The organism is Ensifer sp. KUDG1, assembly GCF_050434285.1.
GTDB lineage: Bacteria > Pseudomonadota > Alphaproteobacteria > Rhizobiales > Rhizobiaceae > Ensifer.
On the sequence record NZ_JBNDIG010000001.1, the window covers coordinates 432,959 to 455,930 of the forward strand.

General features: G+C 63.7%; 18 protein-coding genes and 1 tRNA gene. 14 read left to right on the forward strand and 5 right to left on the reverse strand.

Annotated features, from left to right (window positions below; translation table 11 throughout):
- Positions 1 to 130: 130 nt before the first annotated feature.
- On the reverse strand, positions 131 to 1,831 hold the full coding sequence (locus tag M2267_RS02225; RefSeq protein WP_429112219.1) for a long-chain fatty acid--CoA ligase: 1,701 nt from the start codon (positions 1,829 to 1,831) through the stop codon (positions 131 to 133).
- Positions 1,832 to 2,168: 337 nt separating this feature from the next.
- Here M2267_RS02225 and M2267_RS02230 point away from each other — a divergent pair, with 337 nt between their 5' ends.
- The 8 genes from M2267_RS02230 (at position 2,169) to M2267_RS02265 (ending at position 13,071) form a co-directional block, all read left to right on the forward strand.
- Positions 2,169 to 3,404 (forward strand): MFS transporter, encoded by a 1,236-nt coding sequence (locus M2267_RS02230; protein WP_429112221.1) that lies wholly within the window; start codon positions 2,169 to 2,171, stop codon positions 3,402 to 3,404.
- A 188-nt stretch (positions 3,405 to 3,592) separates the two neighbouring features.
- The gene (locus tag M2267_RS02235; protein ID WP_043618916.1) at positions 3,593 to 4,753 is read left to right on the forward strand and encodes an AI-2E family transporter; all 1,161 of its coding nucleotides are present in this window, start codon (positions 3,593 to 3,595) and stop codon (positions 4,751 to 4,753) included.
- 325 nt (positions 4,754 to 5,078) lie between these two features.
- Positions 5,079 to 5,165, forward strand: a complete 87-nt coding sequence (kdpF, locus tag M2267_RS02240; RefSeq protein ID WP_043618850.1) for a K(+)-transporting ATPase subunit F — start codon at positions 5,079 to 5,081, stop codon at positions 5,163 to 5,165.
- An 85-nt stretch (positions 5,166 to 5,250) separates the two neighbouring features.
- The gene (gene kdpA / locus M2267_RS02245; RefSeq protein WP_429112223.1) at positions 5,251 to 6,960 is read left to right on the forward strand and encodes a potassium-transporting ATPase subunit KdpA; all 1,710 of its coding nucleotides are present in this window, start codon (positions 5,251 to 5,253) and stop codon (positions 6,958 to 6,960) included.
- 13 nt (positions 6,961 to 6,973) lie between these two features.
- Positions 6,974 to 9,091: a potassium-transporting ATPase subunit KdpB gene (gene kdpB / locus M2267_RS02250; protein ID WP_429112224.1), complete on the forward strand. Its 2,118-nt coding sequence runs from the start codon at positions 6,974 to 6,976 to the stop codon at positions 9,089 to 9,091.
- A 2-nt stretch (positions 9,092 to 9,093) separates the two neighbouring features.
- Positions 9,094 to 9,663 (forward strand): potassium-transporting ATPase subunit KdpC, encoded by a 570-nt coding sequence (kdpC, locus tag M2267_RS02255; protein ID WP_043618840.1) that lies wholly within the window; start codon positions 9,094 to 9,096, stop codon positions 9,661 to 9,663.
- 22 nt (positions 9,664 to 9,685) lie between these two features.
- A complete protein-coding gene (locus M2267_RS02260; protein WP_429112226.1) occupies positions 9,686 to 12,382 on the forward strand; it encodes a DUF4118 domain-containing protein in 2,697 nt (898 codons plus the stop codon).
- Entirely contained in the window at positions 12,379 to 13,071 is a 693-nt protein-coding gene (locus M2267_RS02265; RefSeq protein ID WP_429112228.1) for a response regulator, read from the forward strand. The genes M2267_RS02260 and M2267_RS02265 overlap by 4 nt, the downstream gene beginning before the upstream one ends.
- A gap of 31 nt (positions 13,072 to 13,102) precedes the next feature.
- Here the strand turns inward: M2267_RS02265 and M2267_RS02270 are convergent, their stop codons facing one another.
- Positions 13,103 to 14,257, reverse strand: coding sequence for an alpha/beta hydrolase (locus M2267_RS02270; protein WP_429113028.1), 1,155 nt, complete (start codon positions 14,255 to 14,257; stop codon positions 13,103 to 13,105).
- 313 nt (positions 14,258 to 14,570) lie between these two features.
- A complete protein-coding gene (gene ampC / locus M2267_RS02275) occupies positions 14,571 to 15,743 on the reverse strand; it encodes a class C beta-lactamase (protein WP_043618831.1) in 1,173 nt (390 codons plus the stop codon).
- A gap of 549 nt (positions 15,744 to 16,292) precedes the next feature.
- On the opposite strand from ampC, the gene M2267_RS02280 reads away from it, so the two are divergent.
- The 6 genes from M2267_RS02280 to M2267_RS02305 all read left to right on the forward strand — a co-directional run bounded on the left by M2267_RS02280 (position 16,293) and on the right by M2267_RS02305 (position 21,651).
- The gene (locus M2267_RS02280; protein WP_043618828.1) at positions 16,293 to 16,544 is read left to right on the forward strand and encodes a glycine zipper 2TM domain-containing protein; all 252 of its coding nucleotides are present in this window, start codon (positions 16,293 to 16,295) and stop codon (positions 16,542 to 16,544) included.
- 17 nt (positions 16,545 to 16,561) lie between these two features.
- Positions 16,562 to 16,912 (forward strand): EF-hand domain-containing protein, encoded by a 351-nt coding sequence (locus M2267_RS02285; RefSeq protein WP_429112230.1) that lies wholly within the window; start codon positions 16,562 to 16,564, stop codon positions 16,910 to 16,912.
- 399 nt (positions 16,913 to 17,311) lie between these two features.
- Complete coding sequence (locus M2267_RS02290; protein ID WP_429112232.1) at positions 17,312 to 18,673, forward strand: DUF3300 domain-containing protein; 1,362 nt, start codon at positions 17,312 to 17,314, stop codon at positions 18,671 to 18,673.
- Between the two features lie 21 nt (positions 18,674 to 18,694).
- Positions 18,695 to 19,651, forward strand: coding sequence for a DUF2950 domain-containing protein (locus M2267_RS02295; RefSeq protein WP_429112234.1), 957 nt, complete (start codon positions 18,695 to 18,697; stop codon positions 19,649 to 19,651).
- Between the two features lie 4 nt (positions 19,652 to 19,655).
- Complete coding sequence (locus M2267_RS02300) at positions 19,656 to 20,888, forward strand: hypothetical protein (protein WP_429112235.1); 1,233 nt, start codon at positions 19,656 to 19,658, stop codon at positions 20,886 to 20,888.
- Positions 20,889 to 20,979: 91 nt separating this feature from the next.
- The gene (locus M2267_RS02305; RefSeq protein WP_429112237.1) at positions 20,980 to 21,651 is read left to right on the forward strand and encodes a VOC family protein; all 672 of its coding nucleotides are present in this window, start codon (positions 20,980 to 20,982) and stop codon (positions 21,649 to 21,651) included.
- 45 nt (positions 21,652 to 21,696) lie between these two features.
- Here the strand turns inward: M2267_RS02305 and M2267_RS02310 are convergent.
- A tRNA-Thr gene (locus tag M2267_RS02310) sits at positions 21,697 to 21,772 on the reverse strand.
- Positions 21,773 to 21,848: 76 nt separating this feature from the next.
- Positions 21,849 to 22,859 carry an NAD(P)H-dependent flavin oxidoreductase gene (locus tag M2267_RS02315; RefSeq protein ID WP_429112238.1) on the reverse strand — a complete coding sequence of 337 codons (1,011 nt, stop codon included), beginning with the start codon at positions 22,857 to 22,859 and terminating at the stop codon, positions 21,849 to 21,851.
- Positions 22,860 to 22,972 lie beyond the last annotated feature (113 nt).

Below are 22,972 nucleotides of genomic sequence, written 5' to 3' on the forward strand. Positions count from 1 at the left end.
CCTTGGTCGGACAGGGGTGTCGGACAATCGCCTGCGTAGCTATTCGCTTTAAGTGGACCAAATCAAGACTGGAAAACCGCCGAAGTGGCGGTTTTCAGGATTTTTTAAATCGTTTGAATTTTGGAGTAGTTTACCCGCGCAAATCCTTGCGCAGGATCTTGCCGACATTGGTCTTCGGCAGTTCGGTGCGGAATTCGACGAAACGCGGGCGCTTGTAGTTGGTGAGGTTGGCGGCGCAGTGGCGCTTGACCTCTTCTTCCGTCAGTGCCGCGTCCCTCTTGACCACGAAGAGCTTCACCGCTTCGCCGGAATGCTCGTCCGGAATGCCGATCGCCGCGCATTCGAGGATGCCCGGGTGGGTCATCGCCACTTCCTCGATCTCGTTCGGGAAGACGTTGAAGCCGGAGACCAGGATCATGTCCTTCTTGCGGTCGACGATCTTGACGAGGCCGTCGGCGTTCATGAAGCCGATGTCGCCCGAGCGGAAGAAGCCATCCGGCGAGATCGCCTTGGCGGTCTCGTCCGGCCGCTGCCAGTAGCCGGCCATCACCTGCGGTCCGCGGATGCAGATTTCGCCGACTTCGCCGATCGCCAGCGTATTGCCTTGGTCGTCGCGGATCTCGACGTCGGTGGACGGGATCGGCATGCCGATCGTGCCGGTGAACTCGGTCGCGTCGAGGATGTTGGCCGTTGCCACCGGCGAGGTTTCCGAAAGCCCGTAGCCTTCGGCGATCGAGCAGCCGGTCATCTGCTTCCAACGTTCGGCGACCGGGCGCTGGATCGCCATGCCGCCGCCGAAGGTCAGCATCAGCGACGAGAAGTCGAGCTTCTGGAACTCCGCATTGTTCATCAGCGCGTTGAACAGCGTATTGAGGCCCGGGAAGATGTTTGTCCTGTGCTTGCCGAGTTCCTTGACGAAGCCCGGAATGTCACGCGGATTGGGGATCAGGATGTTGTTGCCACCGGTGGCAAGGCCCATCAGCGAATTCACCGTCAGCGCGAAGATATGGTAAAGCGGCAGCGCGCACATGAAGACGAGATTGTCCGGCCGGGCCCTCGAGCGGAACGCCGTCTGGAACCAGATTTCCATCTGCGCCATGTTCGACAAAAGGTTCGAATGGGTGAGCGTCGCGCCCTTCGAAACGCCGGTCGTGCCGCCCGTATATTGCAGGAAGGCGACGTCGCTGGCGGCGACATTGGGCTTGGTCAGCTTGGCTCGGCCACCCTTGGCAAGCACGTCCTTGAATGAAAGGTGTCCAGGGATCGACCAGGCCGGAACGAGCTTCTTGACGCGGCGGACGACCAGGTTGACGATCGCACCCTTGAGGCCGAGCATGTCGCCCATGGTCGCGACGACGACGTGCTTGACCGAGGTCTTGTCGACCACCTGCTGCACGGTATGGGCGAAATTCTCCAGAACGAAGATCGCCTTGGCGCCCGAGTCGACCAACTGGTGCTGCAGCTCGCGCGGCGTGTAGAGCGGGTTGACGTTGACGACGGTGAAGCCGGCTCTGAGGATGCCGTAGACGATCACCGGATTTTGCAGAATGTTCGGCATCATCACCGCGACGCGGTCGCCCTTGGCAAGGCCGAGTGATTGCAGCCAGGCGCCGATCCGCGCGGACTGGGCGTTGAGATCGGCAAAGGTGAGCGTCTTGCCCATGCAGGTGAAGGCCGGGCGGCTCGAATAGCGGGCCACGGCATGGTCGAAGAATTCGCCGATCGACTTGTAGGGCAGGGGGCCAATTTCGCCGGCTATTCCGGCTGGGTAGGATTTCAGCCAGATCTTGCCTGGGCTGATACCCGTCTGTTGTGCGCTGACTTCCGCCATGACCTCTCTCCCTCTGGTCGCCACAGGCTGGCCTGATCGCGGCCTGAGAAAATCCCTCCCGATCCTCTCATGCCGATGAAGATGATGCTTTTGCGACACCTCTTCAAGCTGAGATTCGGGATTATATAACTTTGACGTAAACGTCAACCGAGCTTACGGTTAACAGGCCCCTGCGAGCCTCGCGAAAAAGTATGACGAGAACCGCAAAAGCTTTGCCTGCCGCGGGAAAAACCTGTATTGCATTGCAGCATATCCCTGTTGGTCCAATCCAACATCCGTCGACATATCCCCCAGATTTTTCTCCGGCCGCAAGGCACGGCGACACTGGCCATTGCCCATGAGTGATCCCATGTGTGACGAAGCCTTCACCTCTGCCGTCGATCCGCGCCGGGCCCGCGTCTCCGCCGCCGAAGTGGCGCTCGCCGTCGGCGGCTTCGGCATCGGTACCGGCGAATTCGCCATCATGGGTCTGCTGCCGCAGGTCGCCGAAGACGTATCGGTCTCGGTACCCCAGGCCGGCGCTGTCATCAGCGCCTATGCACTCGGCGTCGTCGTCGGTGCGCCGCTGATCGCGGTGCTTGCCGCTCGCTTCTCGCGCTTCCGGGTGCTTCTGGTCCTGATGCTGGTTTTTGCCGTCGGCAACTTCGCGAGCGCCATCGCTCCGGATTTCTACACGCTGATTGCCGCGCGCTTCTTCGCCGGCCTGCCGCACGGCGCCTATTTCGGCGTCGCTGCCCTGGTGGCGGCGGGCCTTGCCGCGCCGAACCAGCGGGCCCGCGCCGTGGGCCGGGTGATGATGGGGCTGACCATCGCCACGCTCTTCGGCACGCCGCTCGTCGCCTGGTTCGGCCAGGCGCTCGGCTGGCGCTCCGCCTTTGCCATTGTCGGCGCCATCAGCCTCCTGACCATGGTGCTCACCTTCGCCCACGTGCCGCGGGACAAGGGCAACCCGAAGGCGACGCCGCTTCGCGAACTGGGCGCGCTCGGCAAGCTGCAGGTCTGGCTGATGCTCGGCATCTGCGCCATCGGCTGCGGCGGCATGTTCGCCGTCTTCAGCTACATCACGCCGGCGCTGACCGAAGTCGCGGGTGTTTCGCTTGGTAATGTGCCGATCATGCTTTCTGTGTTCGGCGCCGGCATGATCCTCGGCAACATCGTCGGGGCGAGGCTTGCCGACTGGGCGCTGATGCCGGCGATCGGCATCGCCATCGCCTTCAACATCTTCGCCTATGTGCTTTTCTATTTCACCATGGGCAATCCGTGGATCGCCATCGTCAACGTGCTCTTCATCGGCGGCGGCTTTGCCGTCGTTCCGGGCGTACAGACGCGGCTGATGGATGTCGCCGGCGAGGCCCAGACGCTGGCCGCCGCCCTTAGCCACTCCGCCTTCAATCTCGCCAATGCGCTTGGCGCCTGGCTCGGCGGTGTTTCGATCGCCGCCGGTTACGGCTGGACTTCCACCGGTCTCGTCGGCGCCGTTCTCGGCGTCGCCGGCTTCGGCATCTTTCTCGCTTCAGTCTTCGTCGATCGCGCACAGCCTGCGCGTATGGCTGCAAAACCTGCGGCGGAATGACCGGCTTTATCGAAAGAAAGCCAGGGGCTCTTGAACCCTCCTAAATTTTTCTGTCATGTCCCGCCGCTAGCGTCGACCACGGCCCTGAAACTACCGTAAAGCAGGGGCAAAGGGGCGGCGCGCGGCGCCAGACAGGCTGGCAAGGCCTCGGGTTTGTTGTAAAGTCGTCGAAAGACGGAGGATCATTGGTGCAATTGGGCAATCGTGAACGAGAGAATTTTGCCGTGGAGCCGCGGCTCCTTGGGCAAACCGCTATTTCGCGCCATGCCCTTGTCGGCCCCATGACCGCTGCCCGCTGGATGCTGGTCTTCGTTCTGCTTGCCGGCGTCTACTTCTTCCATGGTTTCGTCGTTCCGGTTCTGGCCGCCGTCGTCATCGGCTTTGCCAGCTGGCCGATATATCGCCGGCTGCTCGCCGGTGTGAACGGCAACCGGACGCTGGCCGCCACCATCGCGATCGTTTGCGTCATTTCCTTCATCGTCGTGCCGATCTCGATCGCTGCCGTCTATGCGGTCGACGAGGTGCGCGACTGGGTCGTCTGGGCGGTCGAGACCAATGCCAATGGCGCCGTGGTGCCCGCCTGGCTGTCCGGTATCCCGGTTGCCGGCGCCTGGCTCGGCGAACAATGGGTCAAGCATATCGGCCATCCGGGTGCGCTCGGCGAACTCGTCCAACTCGTCAGCGGCTCCAACATCGGCAATATCTACCGCGGCGTCCTGGTCGTGGGCGCGTCGACTTTCCATGCCTTCCTGACGCTGCTGTTCATGATGATCACGCTGTTCTTCGTCTATCGCGATGGCCAGTCCTTCTCCGGTCAGCTCGACAAGCTCGGCGAGCGCATCTTCCCGATGCGCTGGGAACGACTGTCGCGCGTTGTGCCGCTGACGATCAGCTCGACGGTGACCGGCATGGGCATCATCGCCATCGGCGAGGGCATCGTGCTCGGCGTTGCCTACTGGCTTGCCGGCGTACCGTCGCCGGTCACGCTTGGCATCATCACCGGCCTGATGGCGCTGATCCCGGGCGGCGCGCCGCTCTGCTTCACGCTGGTCTCGGTCTATCTCGTCGCCAGCGGCTCGCCCGTTCACGGCCTGGCGCTGTTCACTTGGGGCACGACCGAACTCTTCATCGTCGACAAGACACTGCGCCCGCGCCTCGTCGGCGGCCCGATCAAGCTTCCCTTCCTGCCGACCTTCTTCGGCCTCGTCGGCGGCGTGAAGACCATGGGCTTCCTCGGCCTCTTCGTCGGCCCGGTGCTGATGGCGCTGCTCGTTGCCATCTGGCGCGAGTGGATGCGCGAAGTCACCGCGCCCACCGAAACGAGCGTGAACCACATCATCAAGGGCTAGGCGTCACGCCAAGCCGGCGGTCGCGGACGTGCGGTCGCCTTAATCTGTTCGGCATCTCGCTGATAGGCCGATACCGACCGGATCCCGCGCTTATCGAGATCGTATTCCGCCTTCGGTAGCGGACCCTGGCGGGCGTCTTTATCTTTTCCTTATGCCGCCTTCCGACCATCGCAATCGATAATTGACCCGTTGCGGATGCACACTTCGGACCTCAACAGTCCGGAGAATTTGCATGTCCGATGTTCTTTTTCTTGCCGCCGGCATCGGCGGCTTTGTCGTGTTCGCGCTTTATGCGCGCGCGCTGAGCCGGCTTTAGGAGGGCGTCATGTTTGAAGCCCTGCTCGGTCTTGCCGTCGCTGTCGCGCTTGCGGCCTACCTCGTCGTCACCCTCGTTCGCCCGGAACGGTTCTGACCCGGTCGACGGGATCGGACCCGTTGGCCGTTCGCATCAGCCGGGCGCCGTCGCGCCGTCCGGCCGCCCTTAGCGGAGTAATCTCATGTCTATCATCGGGTGGCTGCAGATCAGCCTCCTCTTCATCGCCGTCCTGATCGTCATCAAGCCGTTGGGGCTTTACATGGCGCGGGTCTTCTCCGGTGAACGCAACGTTTTTTCGCCCGTCCTCGGCCCCGTCGAGCGCGGTCTTTATCTTGCCTCCGGCGTCGATCCGAAGAAGGAGCAGGGCTGGCTCGCCTATACGATGTCGATGCTTGCCTTCAGCCTCGCGGGCTTCGTCTCGCTCTACGCGATCCTCCGGCTGCAGGCCTATCTGCCGATGAACCCGCAAGATTTCTCGGGCATGCCGTCCGACCTCGCCTTCAACACGGCGGTCAGCTTCGTCACCAACACCAACTGGCAGAACTACGGCGGCGAAACCACGCTCAGCCATTTCAGCCAGATGGCCGGGCTCACGGTGCATAATTTCGTCTCGGCTGCGACCGGCATCGCCATGGCGCTTGCTGTCACCCGCGCCTTCGCCCGCTCGAACGCCTCGACCGTCGGCAATTTCTGGGTCGACCTCACCCGTTCGACGCTCTACGTGCTCCTGCCGATCGCCGTCGTCATGGCGCTTGCCATGGTCTGGAGTGGCCTGCCGCAGACCTTCCATGCCGATCTCACCGCAACCACGCTCGAAGGCGCCAAGCAGACGATCTCAGTCGGCCCGGTCGCAAGCCAGGAAGCGATCAAGCAGCTCGGCACCAATGGCGGTGGCTTCTTCAATGTCAACGCCGCCCATCCGTTCGAAAACCCGACGGCCTTCTCCAACTATCTCAACATTTTCTCGATGCTGTCGATCTCGGCGGCGCTCGTCTACACCTTCGGCCAGATGGTCGGCAACCGCCGCCAGGGCTGGGCCTTCATCGCCGTCACCGGCATCCTGCTGATCTCGGGCGTTGCGGTCGTCTACTGGGCTGAAGCCCAGGGTAACCCGATCCTGACCGCCCTTGGCCTCGATGCCGCCCAGGGCAACATGGAGGGCAAGGAAGTTCGCTTCGGCCAGGCGATGACGGCGCTCTATGCGGCTGTCACGACGGGCCTGTCGGATGGCGGCGTCAACGGCATGCACGGCTCGCTGACGGGCCTCGGCGGTCTCGTGCCGATGTTCCTGATGCAGCTTGGCGAAGTCCTGCCGGGCGGTGTCGGTTCTGGTCTCTACGGCATGGTGGTCTTTGCGATCCTCGCCGTTTTCGTTGCCGGCCTGATGGTCGGCCGTACGCCGGAACTGCTCGGCAAGAAGATCGAAAGCCGCGAGATGAAATACGCGATGTTCGCCGTCCTCATCCTGCCGGCAACGATCCTCGGCTTTGCCGCCGTCTCCGCGATGCTGCCCTTTGCCGTCGCCAGCATCGGCACGGCGGGTCCGCATGGCCTGTCGGAAATCCTCTATGCCTTCACGTCGGCGGCCGGCAACAACGGCTCGGCTTTCGGCGGGCTCACCGGCAACACGCCCTGGTACAACACGACGCTTGGGTTCGCGATGCTGCTCGGCCGCTTCGCCTATGCCGTTCCGGTGATGGCGATCGCCGGCTCGATCGCGGTCAAGACCCGCGTACCGGCCTCCAAGGGTACCTTCCCGACCGACACGCCGCTCTTCGTCGGCCTGCTCGTCGGCATCATCCTCATTCTCGGCGGGCTGCAGTTCTTCCCGGCGCTCGCGCTCGGTCCCATCGTCGAGCATCTCTCGATGCTTGCCGGTCAGACCTTCTAAAGGAATTCGACACATGTCTTCCAAACCCATCGCTCCCAGTCTTCTGGACCCGGCGATCCTGCTGCCGGCGATCAAGGCGGCGTTCGTCAAGCTCGACCCGCGCCAGCTCGTGCGCAATCCGGTGATCTTCGTCACCGAAGTGGTCGCCGCCGTCGTCACCGGCCTCTTCGTCCGTGATCTCGTAACCGGCGGCGGAAGCGCGCTCTTCTCCGGCCAGATCGCTGCCTGGCTCTGGTTCACCGTGCTCTTCGCCACCTTCGCCGAAGCCGTCGCCGAAGGTCGCGGCAAGGCCCAGGCCGACAGCCTGCGCCGCACCAAGTCCGAGCTGACGGCGCGCAAGCTCGTCGCCGCCGAAGGCCGTGAGACCCAGACGATCCCGGCGACATCGCTCAAGGTCGGCGACCTCGTGCTTGTCGAGGCCGGCGACCTGATCCCCGGCGACGGTGAAGTCGTCGAAGGCGTCGCTTCCGTCAACGAGAGCGCCATCACCGGTGAGTCGGCCCCCGTCATCCGCGAATCCGGTGGCGACCGCTCGGCCGTCACCGGCGGCACGCAGGTGCTGTCCGACTGGATCAAGGTCCGCATCGGCGTCGCCCCCGGCGACACCTTCGTCGACCGCATGATCGCTCTGATCGAGGGTGCCCAGCGCCAGAAGACCCCGAACGAGATCGCCCTTTCGATCCTGCTTTCGGGCCTGACGCTGATCTTCCTCGTCGCCGTCGTCACGCTCTGGGGCCTTGCCGGTTATTCCGGTACCGTTCTCTCGGTCACCGTGCTGGCCGCCCTGCTCGTAACGCTGATCCCGACCACCATCGGTGGCCTGCTTTCGGCGATCGGCATCGCCGGCATGGACCGTCTGGTCCGCTTCAACGTCATCGCCACCTCCGGCCGCGCTGTCGAGGCCGCCGGCGACGTCGATACGCTGCTGCTCGACAAGACCGGCACCATCACCTTCGGCAACCGCATGGCCGCCGACTTCATGCCGGTGCCGGGCGTTACCGAGGCCGAGCTTGCCGATGCCGCACTGCTTGCGAGCCTTGCCGACGAAACGCCGGAGGGGCGCTCGATCGCAGCGCTCGCCACTGGTGAATTTGGCCGCCAGACGCCAGATGTGTCGCTGCCCGCGTCCGACAAGGGCGAGGTCCTGGCGCTCGCCGTCGGCGGCGGCGCAAGTCGGGCCGGTGCGACGCGGATCGACGCGGTCATTCCCTTCGCTGCAGAAACGAGGCTTTCTGGCGTCGACTTCGGCGGTCGCCGGCTGCGCAAGGGTGCCGTCGACTCGATCCTGAAGTTCACCGGCATCCGCGACGAGAACGTGCCGAACGAGTTTCGCCGCGCCGTCGACCAGGTGGCCCGCACCGGCGGCACCCCGCTTGCCGTCGCCGACGGTCCACGCCTGCTCGGCGTCATCCACCTGAAGGATGTGGTCAAGCCCGGCATCAAGGAACGCTTCGCCGCCCTTCGCGCCATGGGCATCCGCACGGTCATGGTCACCGGCGACAACCCGGTAACTGCGGCAGCCATCGCGTCCGAAGCGGGCGTCGACGACTTCCTCGCCGAAGCCACCCCCGAGGACAAGCTTGGCTACATCCGCAAGGAACAGCAGGGCGGTCGTCTCATCGCCATGTGCGGCGACGGTACCAACGACGCGCCGGCGCTCGCCCAGGCCGATGTCGGCGTCGCCATGCAGACCGGGACGCAGGCTGCCCGCGAGGCCGCCAACATGGTGGACCTCGATTCCAGTCCGACGAAGCTCATCGAGATCGTTGAGATCGGCAAGCAGTTGCTGATGACCCGCGGGTCGTTGACGACCTTTTCGATCGCCAACGACGTGGCGAAGTACTTCGCCATCATCCCGGCGCTGTTCATCACCACCTATCCTGCCCTGGCCGCGCTCAACGTCATGGGCCTCGCCTCGCCGCAATCGGCGATCCTGTCGGCGGTGATCTTCAACGCGCTCATCATCGTCGCGCTGATCCCGCTGGCGCTGAAGGGCGTCAAGTACCGGCCGGTCGGTGCGGCAGCCCTTCTGCGCCGCAACCTGCTCGTCTACGGCCTCGGCGGCATCGTCCTGCCCTTCGCCGGCATCAAGCTCGTCGACCTTGCCGTCAACGCACTCAATCTGGTGTAACCATGCTGAACCAACTTCGCCCCGCCATCGTGATGATCGTGCTTTTGACTGCGATCACCGGCCTTGCCTATCCCTTCGCCATCACCGGCGCCTCGCAGGTGCTGATGCCCGCCCAGGCAAATGGCAGCCTCATCGAAAAGGACGGCACCCTCATCGGCTCCACCCTCATCGGCCAGAACTTCACCTCCGACAAATATTTCTGGCCGCGGCCCTCCGCGACCGGTCCGGAAGCCTACAACGCCGGCGCTTCGAGCGGCTCCAACCTCGGCACCACCTCGGTCAAGCTGAAGGACCGCGTTGCAGCCGATGTCGAGCGGCTGAAGGCGGCCGGCGTCAACGGTGAAATTCCGGCGGATGCGGCGACCACGTCAGGCTCCGGTCTCGACCCGCACATCACGCCGGCCTTTGCCGAAGCCCAGGTTGCCCGCGTCGCCAAGGCGCGGGGTCTGAGCGAAGCGGACGTTGCCGGCCTGGTTTCCAGGGCGACGGAGGAACGGCTGTTCGGGGTCGTAGGCGAGCCGCGCGTCAATGTGCTAGAACTGAACCTCGCCCTTGATGCGCCCCGAACCTGATTCCTCACGCCTGAGATCATGAATGCCCGACAGTGAACGCGACGCCAAAAGTCGCCCGGATCCAGACGCATTGCTGGCGCTTGCCGCGCAGGACCGCCGGGGAAAGCTGACCGTATTCCTCGGTGCCGCTCCCGGCGTCGGCAAGACCTTTGCGATGTTGTCTCGGGCCCGCCGACTGAAGGACGACGGCATCGATATCGTCGTCGGGCTGGTGGAGACGCATGGGCGCAGCGAGACCGCAGCGCTCATCGATGGATTGGAAATACTGCCGCGCCGCGATGTGAACCATCGCGGCCGCGTGCTGTCGGAGTTCGACCTGGACGCCGCCCTTGCGCGGCGTCCAAGGATCATCGTCGTCGACGAACTGGCCCATAGCAACCCGGCCGAAAGCCGGCACCCCAAGCGCTACCAGGACATCGAGGAACTGATCGCTGCCGGCATCGATGTCTGGACCGCGCTCAACATCCAGCATCTCGAGAGCCTCTCGGACATCGTCGCCCAGATTACCGGTGTTCCCGTGCGCGAGCGGGTCCCGGATACCGTGCTGAAGCGGGCCGACGAGGTGCTGCTTGTCGATCTGCCGCCGGCCGAGTTGATCGAGCGCCTGAAGGACGGCAAGGTCTATCTGCCCGATAGCGCCAAGCGCGCCGTCGATCGCTTCTTCCGCCTCGGCAACCTGACGGCGCTGCGCGAACTCGCGCTTCGGCGTACAGCCGACCGGGTCGACGACCAGATGGTCGACTACCTCAAGCAGAACGCGATCGAAGGCATCTGGGCGAGCGGAGAGCGCCTGCTCGTCTGCATCGGCCCCGATCCGCTGTCGGAAAAGGTCGTGCGTACCGCAAGCCGGCTTGCCGAGGGCTTGAACGCACCGTGGATCGTCGTCTTCATCGAGCGCGCCGACCGCGAGAGCGGCGACGGCGAGGACGTGCGCCGGCTCGACGAAACCTTCCGTCTTGCCGAACAGCTCGGCGCCGAAACCCGCCGCATCGTCGGCAATGATTTCGTCGAGGAAATCCTGAAGCTCGCGCGCCGCGAACACGCGACGCAGATCGTCATCGGCGCGCGCCGCCAATCCTTCCCGATGCGGTTCTTCCGGCAATCGCTTCCCGACGCCCTGGCCGAGCGCGTGTCCGGCATCGGCATCTACCTCGTTACTGACCGCGAGACGACGCCCGTCAAGCGGCGATCAAAGAGGAAGAGGACGCTGCCGCCGGGAAGTGGGCGGGCGATCGGCATCGCTGCCGGATCGGTCGCCATCTCGACCGGTGTCGGCCTGCTGCTCGGCCGTTTCGTCGTCCTGCCCAATATCTCGCTGCTTTATCTGCTCGCGGTGCTGGCATCCGCGACCTATGCCGGCCATATCGCGGCGATCGCCGCAGCGCTGTTTTCGGTGCTCGCCTACAATTTCTTTTTCATCAAGCCGACCGGCACCTTCACCATCGCCGAGCCGCACGAGGTTTTCGCGCTCGTTGTCTTCCTGGTCGCCGCGGCACTCGCGGGCAGCCTCGCCTCCCGCGTGCGCGAACAGGCCAAGGCAGCGCGGCAGCGTGCCGCCGCGACCCAGGCGCTTTATGATTTTTCCCGCAAGCTTTCCGGCACGGCCAAGCCGGACGACGTGCTTTGGGCCGCGGTCACGCAGATGCAGTCGACGCTGAAACGCAGCGCCGCCCTTTTGTTGCCCGAGGAAGGCGACCTGCAGCTGAAGGCAGCCTGGCCTCCGGACACCGAACTCGACGTCACGGACATCATGGCGGCGCGTTGGGCGATGGACAAACGCGAGCCGGCCGGCAATGGCACCGGCACGTTGCCGAACAGCCCTTTCCACTTCCGTCCGCTGACAAGCCCGCATGGCGTTGTCGGCGTCTGTGGCTTCGTCCAGGCGGACAAGCCACTGGAGATCAACGAAGAGCGGGCACTGGCGGCGATCCTGGACCAGACGGCGATCGCGGTCGACCGGGCGCGCCTGTCGCGCGAAAGCCTCGACCAAGCCGCCAAGCTCGAAGGCGAACGGTTCCGCGCTGCTCTTCTCTCATCCATCTCGCATGACCTGAGAACCCCGCTTGCAACCATCACCGGTGCCGTCACCAGCCTGCGCCAGCTCGGCGACCGTATGCCGCCGGAAAGCCGCGACGACCTGTTGCAGTCGATCGAGGAGGAGGGCGGCCGGCTGACGCGCTTCGTCGCCAACCTGCTCGACATGACCCGCATCGAGGCCGGCACCGTCAACGCCAAGCGCGATTGGGTCGATGTCGCCGACGTCGTGCGGGCCGCCGTCGATCGCGCCCGAAAGTATTTCCCGGACCGCGAGATCGAGACCAGCATTGCAGCCGACCTGCCCTTGATGCGGGGCGACAGCGTGCTGCTCGGCCAGGTGCTGTTCAACCTGCTCGACAATGCCAACAAGTATGGCGGCGACGAGCCGATCAGCATCTATGCCCGTACCGAAGGCAGCGAGATCGTGCTGTCGGTAACCGATCTCGGCAAGGGCATTCCGCCGCGGGATCTCGAGCAGGTCTTCGAGAAATTCTTCCGCCGCGGCAAGGCCGACGGCCGCACGCCGGGAACGGGGCTGGGACTGTCGATCGCCAGGGGCTTCGTCGAGGCGATGGGCGGACAGATCAAGGCGGAAAGCCCGGCGCTTCGCCGCCGCGGCACGCGCATCTCCATGCGCTTTCCCGCCGCCAAGGCTGAAATTTCCGAAAAGGACCGTGCATGAGCGTGGAGCGTATCCTCGTCGTCGACGACGAACCCCAGATCCAGCGTTTCCTGAAACCCGCGCTGAGTGCCGCCGGCTATGATGTTCGCGAGGCGATAACCGGGGCCGAGGCGCTGAAGGCAGCCGCGACGATGGCGCCGGATGTCGTCATCCTCGATCTCGGCCTGCCGGACATGGACGGCAAGGAGGTCATCGCCAACTTGCGCGGCTGGTCGCAGGTGCCGATCATCATCCTGTCGGCCCGCGACCGGGAAAGCGAAAAGATCGCAGCTCTCGATCTCGGCGCCGACGATTACATCGAAAAGCCTTTCGGCATCGGCGAACTGACCGCCCGCATCCGCGCGGCCCTTCGCCACCGGGTGCAGATGGAAGGCGGCCAGACGCAGCTGTCGGCCGATGGCGTGGCGATCGACACGATCAAGCGCGTGGTGACCAAGGACGGCGAGCCGGTGCGGTTGACGCCGAAGGAATACGACCTCCTGGTGATGCTGGCGCATCATGCCGGCCGCGTCGTGACCCACAAGACCTTGCTCACCTCGGTCTGGGGTGTGGCTCATGGCGAGGACCTGCATTACCTCCGGGTCTTCATCGGCCAGTTGCGCGGCAAGATCGAGCGCGATCCGGCCGACCCGAAGATCATCCGCACCGAGCCCGGCGTCGGCTACCGCTTCGTCGGCGACGACGGTTAACGGCGGTTGCCGCCAACGGCCACTGAGACCCTTACTTGATCTTCACCGGCGTCGGCATGTCGGTCGCGAGCGTGTCTCCGACGACCACCTTCTTCTTCTTTGCCGGCTGCGGGTTTTCGAGGATCGACACAGGCGCCGAGACCGTCACGGCCGCGACGTTGCCGACGTTTCTCGCCGTGCCGGCGACGACTGCGGCAATGCCGGTTCCGACCGAGATGTCGGAGTCGGTCAGCGTCTGGCCGGTGGCAAGCCGCGTGCCGATGAGCTGGACGATCTCGGGGCTTTCCGCAAACTTTCCGTGGTGCAGGCCGTCCTCGGACTTAACCTTCGTCAGGTCGATGGCGGTGATGCCGGCCTTTTCCAGCTGGCTGCGGTAGGGCTCTGCCGACGGGTCGATGGCGCCGAGGCGAGAGACGTCGCCCGAGATGAAGCTCGAAAGCGCCAGCGCACGGTCGTCCTGCGAAACGAAGATCGTGAACTTCGGCCGTTTCTTGCCCATCTCGACAAACTGCTTGGCAAAGACGTCGAGGTCGATGTCGGGTGAGGCGAGGATGACGTTTTCGATCTTCGACGGCACGTTGCCGTCGCGAATGCCCATTTGCCTGAGCGACTCCATCGTCAGCCAGGTGCCCATGGAGTGGGCGAGGATGGTTATGCTCTTGACCTTCGGCGCATCGGAGAGCTTTTTCAGAATGTCTTCAAGCGCCGTGCGCGAATAATTCGTGCTTTCCTTGTCGTAGTTGTAGTCGAACACATTGGCGCGCGAAGGCCAGGTGAAGAGGACCGGCGTTGCCTGGACGTCCGAGTCATGGACGATCTGCGCAAGCCTGTAGACTGAGTCCTCATAGCGGTTGTTGAAGCCATGCACGAAGACGAAGGCATTGCCGCCGACATCGTGCTGCACGAACCAGGATTTGGCCTCGTCGAGCGACCTGAGTTCATTGACCCGCGTGACGGCGAATTCCTTGGCCGGATCCGGTGGCAGCTTCTTCGGCCATTGTACCGTGCCCGACTTGCGTGCCGTTTCCGGCGGGATCGAAACCGCGACATCGGTAAGGAAGGTGTTGGCGTCGCGCTCGCCGGAAAAGAGTGTCGCCGGATCGCCCGAGGGTTCGCGCGTGGTCGCCACAAGCATGTCGACGGTGGAGGCGCCTGGAACCGGCGCGGTCAGCGCGACGGGCGCCATCACGCCCTTGGCATGGCCGCCGCAGCCGGCGAGCAGCGCCAAGCCGGCCAGCACGAATATCGTTCGTCCCCTGCCTGCACGCCCCTGCTGTTGTGAATCCTGAAATCCCACCCACTCGAACATCGGCATCCCCACATACGCCTGAACTCGACTGCAACTAATAGCGCTTTCGCGAAGCGCAGATGACAATACTCGGCGCGAATATGCAAGCGGGCGCTGATTGACGTTTCGCTACAGAGTTGTTGGTGAATGTCGATTCCCGCGCCGCGGGCTTGCCGCGACACGAGGATTTAGCCGTGGGAAAACCCCGCCGCTACTTCGCCGTCGCTTCCAACGCCTTCAGGATCGCGTGGGCCGCCTTGATCCGCTCGGGGTTGGGGAAGTTGCGGTTGGCGAGCATCACGATGCCGATCTTCTTCTCCGGCACGAAGACGACATAGCCGCCGAAACCGTTGGTGGAGCCGGTCTTGTTGTAGAGCGTCGAACCGTCGGGTTGCTTCGGCGGGCTCAATGCCTTGACCGGGTTGCTCTTCAGGGCCATGTCGCGCGAATTGCCGTCGAGCAGCCGCTCCAGCGAGACCGGGTAGGGGTACTGCTCCCAGCCGAGCCCCTGCACCATCTTGCCGCTGTCGAAATACCCCACATGGGTGGCTTCGATCGCCTCGCGGATAGGCCCGTCCAACTGTTCAGGCCGGATGTTGGCCTCGACGAAGCGGATCATGTCTGCCGCCGACGACTTCACCCCATAGGCCTCCGCGTCGAACGTGCCGGCGGTGACGCGAATGGGCTTGTCGGCCTTGCCGTAGCCCCAGGCGTAGCTGCCCATCTGGCTGTCGGGAACGCGGACATAGCTGTGCTTCAGCCCGAGCTTGGGAAAGATCTCGCTTTCGAGAACCGCGCTGAAGTCGCCGCCCATCGCCAATGCCGCGGTGTGGCCGAAGAGGCCGATGCTCGGGTTGGAATAGCGACGCTTCTTGCCGGGCTTGGCTTCCGGCTTCCACGTGCTGAAATAGCCGACCATGTCGGCGTCGCTCTTGACCGCGTCGGGGAACTGCAGCGGCAGCCCGCCGGCGGTATAGGTGCCGAGATGGAGGAGGGTCGCCTTGTCAATCGCCGTGCCCGCAAGGGCCGGCATGAATTTGCCGGGATGGTCGTCGAACGAGAGCTTGCCGGTTACCTGCGCATAGGACGCCAGTGTCGAGGCGAAAGTCTTGCTGATCGAGCCGAGTTCGAACAACGTATCTTCGGTGACGGGAGCCTTCGTTTCCTTGGAAGCGACGCCGTAATTCATGAAGTAGCGCTGGCCGTCAACGGTCACCGCGACGGCGATGCCCGGCACCTTGTGTTCGTGCATGACAGGGCGGATTGCCTTGTCCACGGCAGCGGCAATCTGGGCCCGATCGCCGCCTTCGGCGAGTGCGTTCGACGCCAGGGCTGCAAGGGTTGCAGTAGCAAGGCCTAATTTAATTGTCGCCAATCTGTCCATTCGATGTGTTCTCTCTCGATAGGTGTTTTGTCGGTGGCGCGGGCATTGGGGGGGACGTGCGGCCACGGTCGGAGATGGGGTGTCGGATCGAGCCGGCGCTTTACCAACCCCATTTTCCCGTCAGGTGATGGAGACCTGCAAGGGGAGACCTGCAAGGGGAGCCCAGCAGGACGGCAAAGAGCTAGACCGCCCGGCCCGACGGTACAAATGACGATATTTCGAGAGAGACCCTAGAAAATCTAAGGTGAGATGTCGCGCCGGGGGAGATGATTTTCAGGGGGCGAAGGCGGCGGCGAGGGGACGTTGGCGCGTGCATTCCATAAAATTGCGTGGTCCGTTGTCATTGCGGGCGCTCGGGCGTAGTATTCGCCGGCAGTTTAGGGCCCTGTTGTTGCCAGGCTGCATGTTTAATCCACGAGCTGCTTCTGATCGAACAGAAGAGTCTCCCCGATTCCGGGAGCATATTCGGAAGCTTATTTACATCCGACGCCAATCAATGGCGCCTCCGCCGATCTCTATTGCAATCAGACGGCCATATTGGAGGATAAAATGAGCAAGCAGACCATAACTCTCATTCTTGCCGGCGCCCTAGCCTTATCAGGGTGCCAATCGGCCTATATGTCCAAGAGCGGTTCGACCGGCAACGAATTCGGCTGCATTGCCGGAACCGTTGGTGGGGCCATCGTCGGCGGCCTGATCGGCTCGACCATTGGTTCAGGCACCGGTCAGCTATGGGCCGTTGGTGGTGGAGCAACACTCGGCGCTGCTGCCGGCAACGCGCTGACATGCCGCTATTATTGATCGAGGAACAAAGCAGGATGAAGAAAATCGTTCTTATGAGCGTGCTTGCGCTCGGCCAGATCACACCGGCGATCGCGCAGCAAGCTGCGACGATGAACCAGGGACAGATGAGCGCGCTCGACAGCAACAAGGACGGCGCGGTCGAGCGGTCCGAGTACGAGGCCTTCATGGCGAGCGCCTTTGACAATCTCGACAAGAACAAGGACGGAAACCTGACGTCCGAGGAGACGAAGCAGGCGCTGAACGCTCAGCAGTTTGCCGCCACCGATACCAATGGTGACGGCAAGATCAGCCGGAACGAGTTTCTGGATCGGGTGATGGCGGATTTCAAAACCGCGGATCGAAGCGGCGACGGCAGCCTGAAATGATGCACGGAGCCGGAGCCGGCCGCCATGAAGTTCGGCCGTCCCGGCTGCCGGCACAGGCTCCGGCCGACGGCATCGCGCAAGAAAGGAGGCGTGCACGCTGATATGGCCTCATTTTCCGGTTGCATTTGCCGGGCGTTCTGTTTCTCTTAGCTAAAATTCACCGGCAGCTGGCCACCTGGCTGCCGGTGCTCATGCCGCTCTTCCTGATTGTCCCATTCGGCTTTCTGACAAGCGACCTAGTTCCCAATGCAAGCATCCGTCTTGCGCAAGGGGACGTCGACGACAGCGAAGGGGAATTCTCGCGATTGCTCCGCCGGCCGCATGGCCGGCGCCTTGACGTCCAAGCCGGGGGATCTCCCGGGCTCGTTTGTTGATCGTTGTGCCTGGATAGGAGAGACCATGTTCGACCGACCTCGTTCTTTGCGTGCGCCGACGGTGGCATTGCTTGCCATGCTGACGGGTTCGTTTGCGGTGGGCACTGCGCTGGCGCAGGAGCAGGCCGCCACCCAGGCGGCGAGCGAAGAGGCGCCGCAGCCGCTCAGCGAAGACGAACTCGAGGTCCTCGTCGCGCGCATTGCGCTCTATCCCGACGAACTCGTGGCGCTCGTGACCTCCGCTTCGCTCTATCCGCTGCAGATCGTCGAGGCGGAGCGCTTCCTTGAGGATTCGAAGACCAAGAAGGACATGAAGCCGAAGGACAGTTGGGACGGCAGCATCGTTTCGCTGCTGAACTACCCCCAGATCGTCAAGATGATGAGCGACGACCTCGACTGGACCCAGTCGCTCAGCGACGCGCTCGCCTACCAGCAGCAGGATGTGCTCGTCGCCATCCAGCAATTGCGCGACAAGGCGGTCGCCGACGGCGTCATCAAGTCGGACGAAAAGGTGGTGGTGAAGCAGGAAAACAACAACGTCGTGATCCAGGCCGCCGATCCGGAAAAAATCTACGTCCCGCAATACGAGCCGCAGATGCTCTATGATCCGGGCTATCAGCCGGCCCCGATAGCCTATTATCCCGAGCCCTATCCGAACTACTACTATCCGACGGCGACCTTCTTTGCCGGCGTGGTCACGGGCGCTGCCTTTGCCGCTGTCGTCGACTGGGACGACTGGGGTGTCTGGGGCGGGCGCTGGAACGGCGGCGATGTCGATATCGACTGCAACAACTGCTTCAACAACGTCAACGGCAAGGTGAAGTTCAACGACGTCGACTGGAAGAATGTCGATCGCAGCAAGATCAGCTTCGACAAGAACCAGTTCGCCAAGATCGATCGCACCTCGATGGAGCGGGACTTCAAGTCGGCGAAAGGCAACAACATCGCCAACCGGGCGAAGGTGGCCCGCACCGACCAGGTCGGCGCGGCGGCAAACCGGGCCGGTAGCCGGGTCTCGGTCGACGATGTCCGCAAGAGCAAGGTCGAGGCGCGCCAGCGCGAAAATGTCGGGCGAGCCAACGCAACTCCTGGCGACCGCAAGCCGGGCAGCCAGGTCAAGGCAAGGCCTGACGGTGCCGGCAAGATCGGCAATGCCAAGCCCGCGGCCCGGGCCGACCGGCAGGTCGCCAAGCCGAAACCGGGTGGCAAGGTCGATCGTGGCGGCGGTGGCAAGCCATCGGCGCTCGGCCAGGTCCAGAGTGGACGGGTCACCAAGGTCCAGTCGGATCGCGGTCGACAGGCGCTCGGCGGCGGCCAGCGCGGTGGTGGCCAGCCGCATCGCGAAATCAAGCGCGGCGGCGGTGGTGGCGGCGGACGGCACCGGTAACTGAAGGAGAGGAGAACGAAAATGACCAAGCGCGTACATCATCTGCTCCTGTCCTCCGTAGCTGCCGCCCTGCTCGTCAGCGGTTCCGTGGCGTTCGCGTCGGCGCAGGATGCCGCGGCGCACACGCCGCTCTCCGACTATGCGGCAGCAAGCGATCCGCCGGTGTTCGACACGCCGGAACAAGCCGTCGACGCCTTCAAGTCGGCCGTCGCTTCCGGCGATTTCGACAAGCTCGCAAATCTCGTCGGCCTTGATGCCGCCAAGGCCAAGACGAGCGACGGCGTCATGGATGCCTATGCCGATATTCAGGCAGGGGTGAAGAAGAAGGTGGCGGTGCAGGATGTCGAGAACCGCAAGGTTCTGGAGATCGGCGAGGTGCTCTGGCCCTTCCCGTTCCCGATCGCCAAGGGCGACGACGGCAAGTGGGCCTTCGACACCTATGTCGGGCTCGAGGAGATCGCCAATCGCCTCGTCGGCCGCAACGAACTGGACACGATCGCGACCGTCCGCGCCTATGTCGAGGCGCAGGAGGAATACGCGCTCGAGGATCATGACGGCGATGGCGTGCTCGAATACGCGCAGAAGCTGATCAGCAGCGAGGGCAAGACCGACGGGCTCTACTGGCCCGCCGGCGAAGGCGAGCCGCAGAGCCCGGCCGGCGAAGCGCTCGCCGATGGCGCGGTGCTGGCCAAGGCGCAAGCCGGCAAGGGCTATTTCGGCTATCGCTACCGGGTGCTGACGAGCCAGGGCGACAACATCGCCGGCGGCAAGTTCGACTACATCATCAACGGCAACATGATCGCCGGCTTCGCGCTGGTCGCCTGGCCTGTGCGCTATGGGGCGACGGGCGTGCACACCTTCGTCGTCAACCGCAATGGGACGGTCTACCAGGCCGATCTCGGCGACAAGACCGAGAGCGTTGCGCAAGGGATCCGGCAATTCAACCCGAACGACAATTGGCAGGTCGTGGAGGATTGACGCCATGAGCGCAGCGGTCCCCGGAGACAATCTGCCCGGCAGCCAGCCTGCCGGGGACCCCGCGGCGACGCGGCAAGGCAAGATCGCCGAGTATCTCGCTTCGCATGGCGGGCCGTTCTTCGAGCTTCAGGCGCGGTTGAAGCTCCTGCGCTCCAACGCGCTGCAGTCGGGCAAGCGCGCCTTTGTTTTCGTCGCGCTTGCCTGGGGCGTTCCCTTTCTGCTCGGCCTGCCCGACAGCCTGTCGCTCGATCACGCTCAAGGTTCCTTCCTCACCGACCCGGGCGTGTGGGCGAAGTTCTTCATCGCGATCGCCGCCTTTGTGCTGGCCGAGCAACAGGTCGAACGGGGCCTGCGCATCAAGCTCGGGCAGTTTGCCCACGCGCCGCTGATCGCGCCGAGCTCGATGCCGGCGGCCGCCCAGGCGATATCCACGGCGCTGAAACGGCGCGACTCCCGGCTCGCCGAATTGATCTGCCTCGGCCTTGCGGCGCTGGCCGCGCTGCTGTCGTTCCTCAATTTCCACACGTCGGACATTTCCTTCTGGGCTGTGCAGCATACGGCCGAGGGCAACCGGATTACGGCGGCCGGATGGTGGTCGATCTGCGTCAGCCTGCCGTTCTTCGTCTTCCTGTTCCTGCGCGGCGTCTGGCGGCACCTTGTCTGGGCGCAGCTATTGCGAAAGATCGCCGATCTGGAACTGCGCCTCGTCGCCGCCCATCCCGATGGCAAGGGCGGGCTCGGTTTCCTGTCGCAGTACCCGAACGCCTACATGTTCTTCGTCTTCGGCATGAGTGCCGCGATCGCCGCCGCCGTCATGAAGCACCTCCTGCAGGAGACGCTGTCGATGACGACCTTCAGCATGATCATGAGTGGGTGGCTGGCGATCGTCATCGCCTTCTTCGCCTATCCGCTGTCGGCCTTCTCCAAGCCGCTGGCAAAGTTGAAGGAAAGCGGTCTCTTGATGCTCGGGGTGCAGGCGACCCGCTTCCAGCGCGCCGCCGAACGCAAGGTGCTCGGCCGCAATGTGGCGGCCGATCCCGGCCCTGAAGCGGACGAGGAGATCGCCGACCCGGGCAAGCTGTTCGACGCGACCAAGAAACTCTCGACCATGCTCATCAGCCGCGACGCCGTCGTGCCGGTCGCCGCCGCCGCCCTCATCCCCTTCGCCGTCGCCGGCGCAACCAGGTTGCCCTACAAGGAAGTCTTTTCGGTGCTGAAGAAGCTGCTGCTGCTTTGATCAGGCACTGCCACCGGCGTCCGTCTTGACCTCAAGTTGGCTTGAGGTTGTATCCGTCACGAGTCACTCACTCGCGATAGGATCAGGCTCCATGCGCATCCGTAAACTGACATTGCCAACGTCCGATGTTTCGAAAAGCGTTGCCTTCTTTCGAGACCTGCTTGAGTTGCCGGCGATCGAAAGTTCGATCCGCGTCGGATGGAGCGAGATTTTCCTGGTTCCTGCGATCGGCGAGCCGCCGCGCGGTGTCCATCTGGCGTTCAATGTGGGCTATGAGCGGTTTGATGCCGCAATGTCATGGTTGAAGCAACGCACCCCGCTGCAACGCGTGCCGGACAACGGAGAATGCGCGGTGCTGGAGGGCGATTGGCAGTCGAAATCCGTCTATTTCGGAGGTCCCGACAATGCGGTTCTCGAACTGATCGGTCGCCGCAGGCTCGCTGGCTCGTCCCAAACAGGACCCTTTGGGGGCTCGGACCTGGACTGCGTCAGCGAAGTCGGTGTTCCAGCCGATGATGTTGTCGGCACCGCTGCCGAATTCGCCCGCACGTTCGCGGTGACCACTCTCGGCCAGGCCTCATCCAGCTTTGCCGCCATTGGTGACGACGAGGGACTTCTGATCGCCGTCGCCCCAGACCGGCCGTGGTTCCCGGAGCGGCGCCAGTTGCCGAGCGCGAAGGGCCTGGAAATTTTACTTGAAGGCGTGAAAGTGCCAGGAATGCTGGCGAACCCTCTCCACGGCTGGAAGGTTCACGCGGTATAGCCTGCGTTCGCTACGTAAAGGTCGGTTTGATTTATGGGAGAGAAGTGGTGCCGCTTACGTGACTCGAACACGTGACCCCATCATTACGAATGATGTGCTCTACCGACTGAGCTAAAGCGGCCCGGAGGCAGTTCCGCGGAAGTCCGCGGAACGAATGTGAGGCGCTGATAAACGCAAAGCGCCGAGATTTCAAGCCATCAGTTGCGAGAACTTGAAAATTCCTTGTTGGCTGTCGCTGCGGGTGCGGAATGCAGGCCGAGGCGGGTGCGGGCCGCGTCGTATTCGCGCTCCAGCCGGTCGACCATGCGGGCGACGGATGTCACTTCCTTGACTGCGCCGATGCCCTGGCCGCAGCCCCAGATGTCCTTCCAGGCCTTGGCGCCGTCAGTCGCTGCGCCGAAATCCATCTTCGACGGGTCGGCCTCGGGCAGGTTTTCCGGATCCATGCCGGCGGCCGAGATCGAGGGCTTCAGGTAGTTGCCGTGGATGCCGGTGAAGTAATTGGAGTAGACGATGTCGGCCGCGTTGCTGTCGACGATCATCTGCTTGTAGGCGTCGCTGGCGCGCGCTTCCTCCGTCGCGATGAAGGGCGAGCCGATATAGGCCATGTCGGCGCCCATCGCCTGGGCCGCCAGAATGGCGCCGCCGGTCGCGATCGCACCGGACAGAAGCAGCGGCCCGTCGAACCAGGAGCGGATTTCCTGGACCAATGCGAAGGGGGACAGCGTGCCCGCATGGCCACCGGCGCCGGCAGCAACCGCGATCAGGCCGTCGGCGCCCTTGCGGATCGCCGAATTGGCATGGCGATTGTTGATGACGTCATGAAGCACGATGCCGCCGTAGGAATGGATGGCGGCATTGACCTCCGGCACGGCGCCGAGCGAGGAAATGACGACCGGCACCTTGTACTTGACGCAGAGCATCAGGTCCTGCTCGAGCCGCGCATTGGACTTGTGCACGATCTGGTTGACGGCAAAGGGCGCGGCGCGCCGGCCCGGATTCTTGGCATCGTGATCGGCGAGCGTCTCGGTGATCTCCGCCAGCCATTCGTCGAGTTGCGATTGCGGGCGGGCGTTCAACGCCGGGAAGGCGCCGATCACGCCGGCCTTGCATTGCGCGATCGTCAGCTTCGGGTTGGAAATGATGAACAGGGGGGCGCCGACAACCGGCAGTCTCGTCGTTCCGGAAAGAATTGGCGGAAGCGGCATCGGTTTCTCCATCCCTCGATAAGGCGCGCCAAATTTTTGACGTTTGCGTAAACGTCAAAATAGATAGCAGCAAGTTCGCCGCTTGCAAAGGGCGGCTTGACCGCGATGTCGCC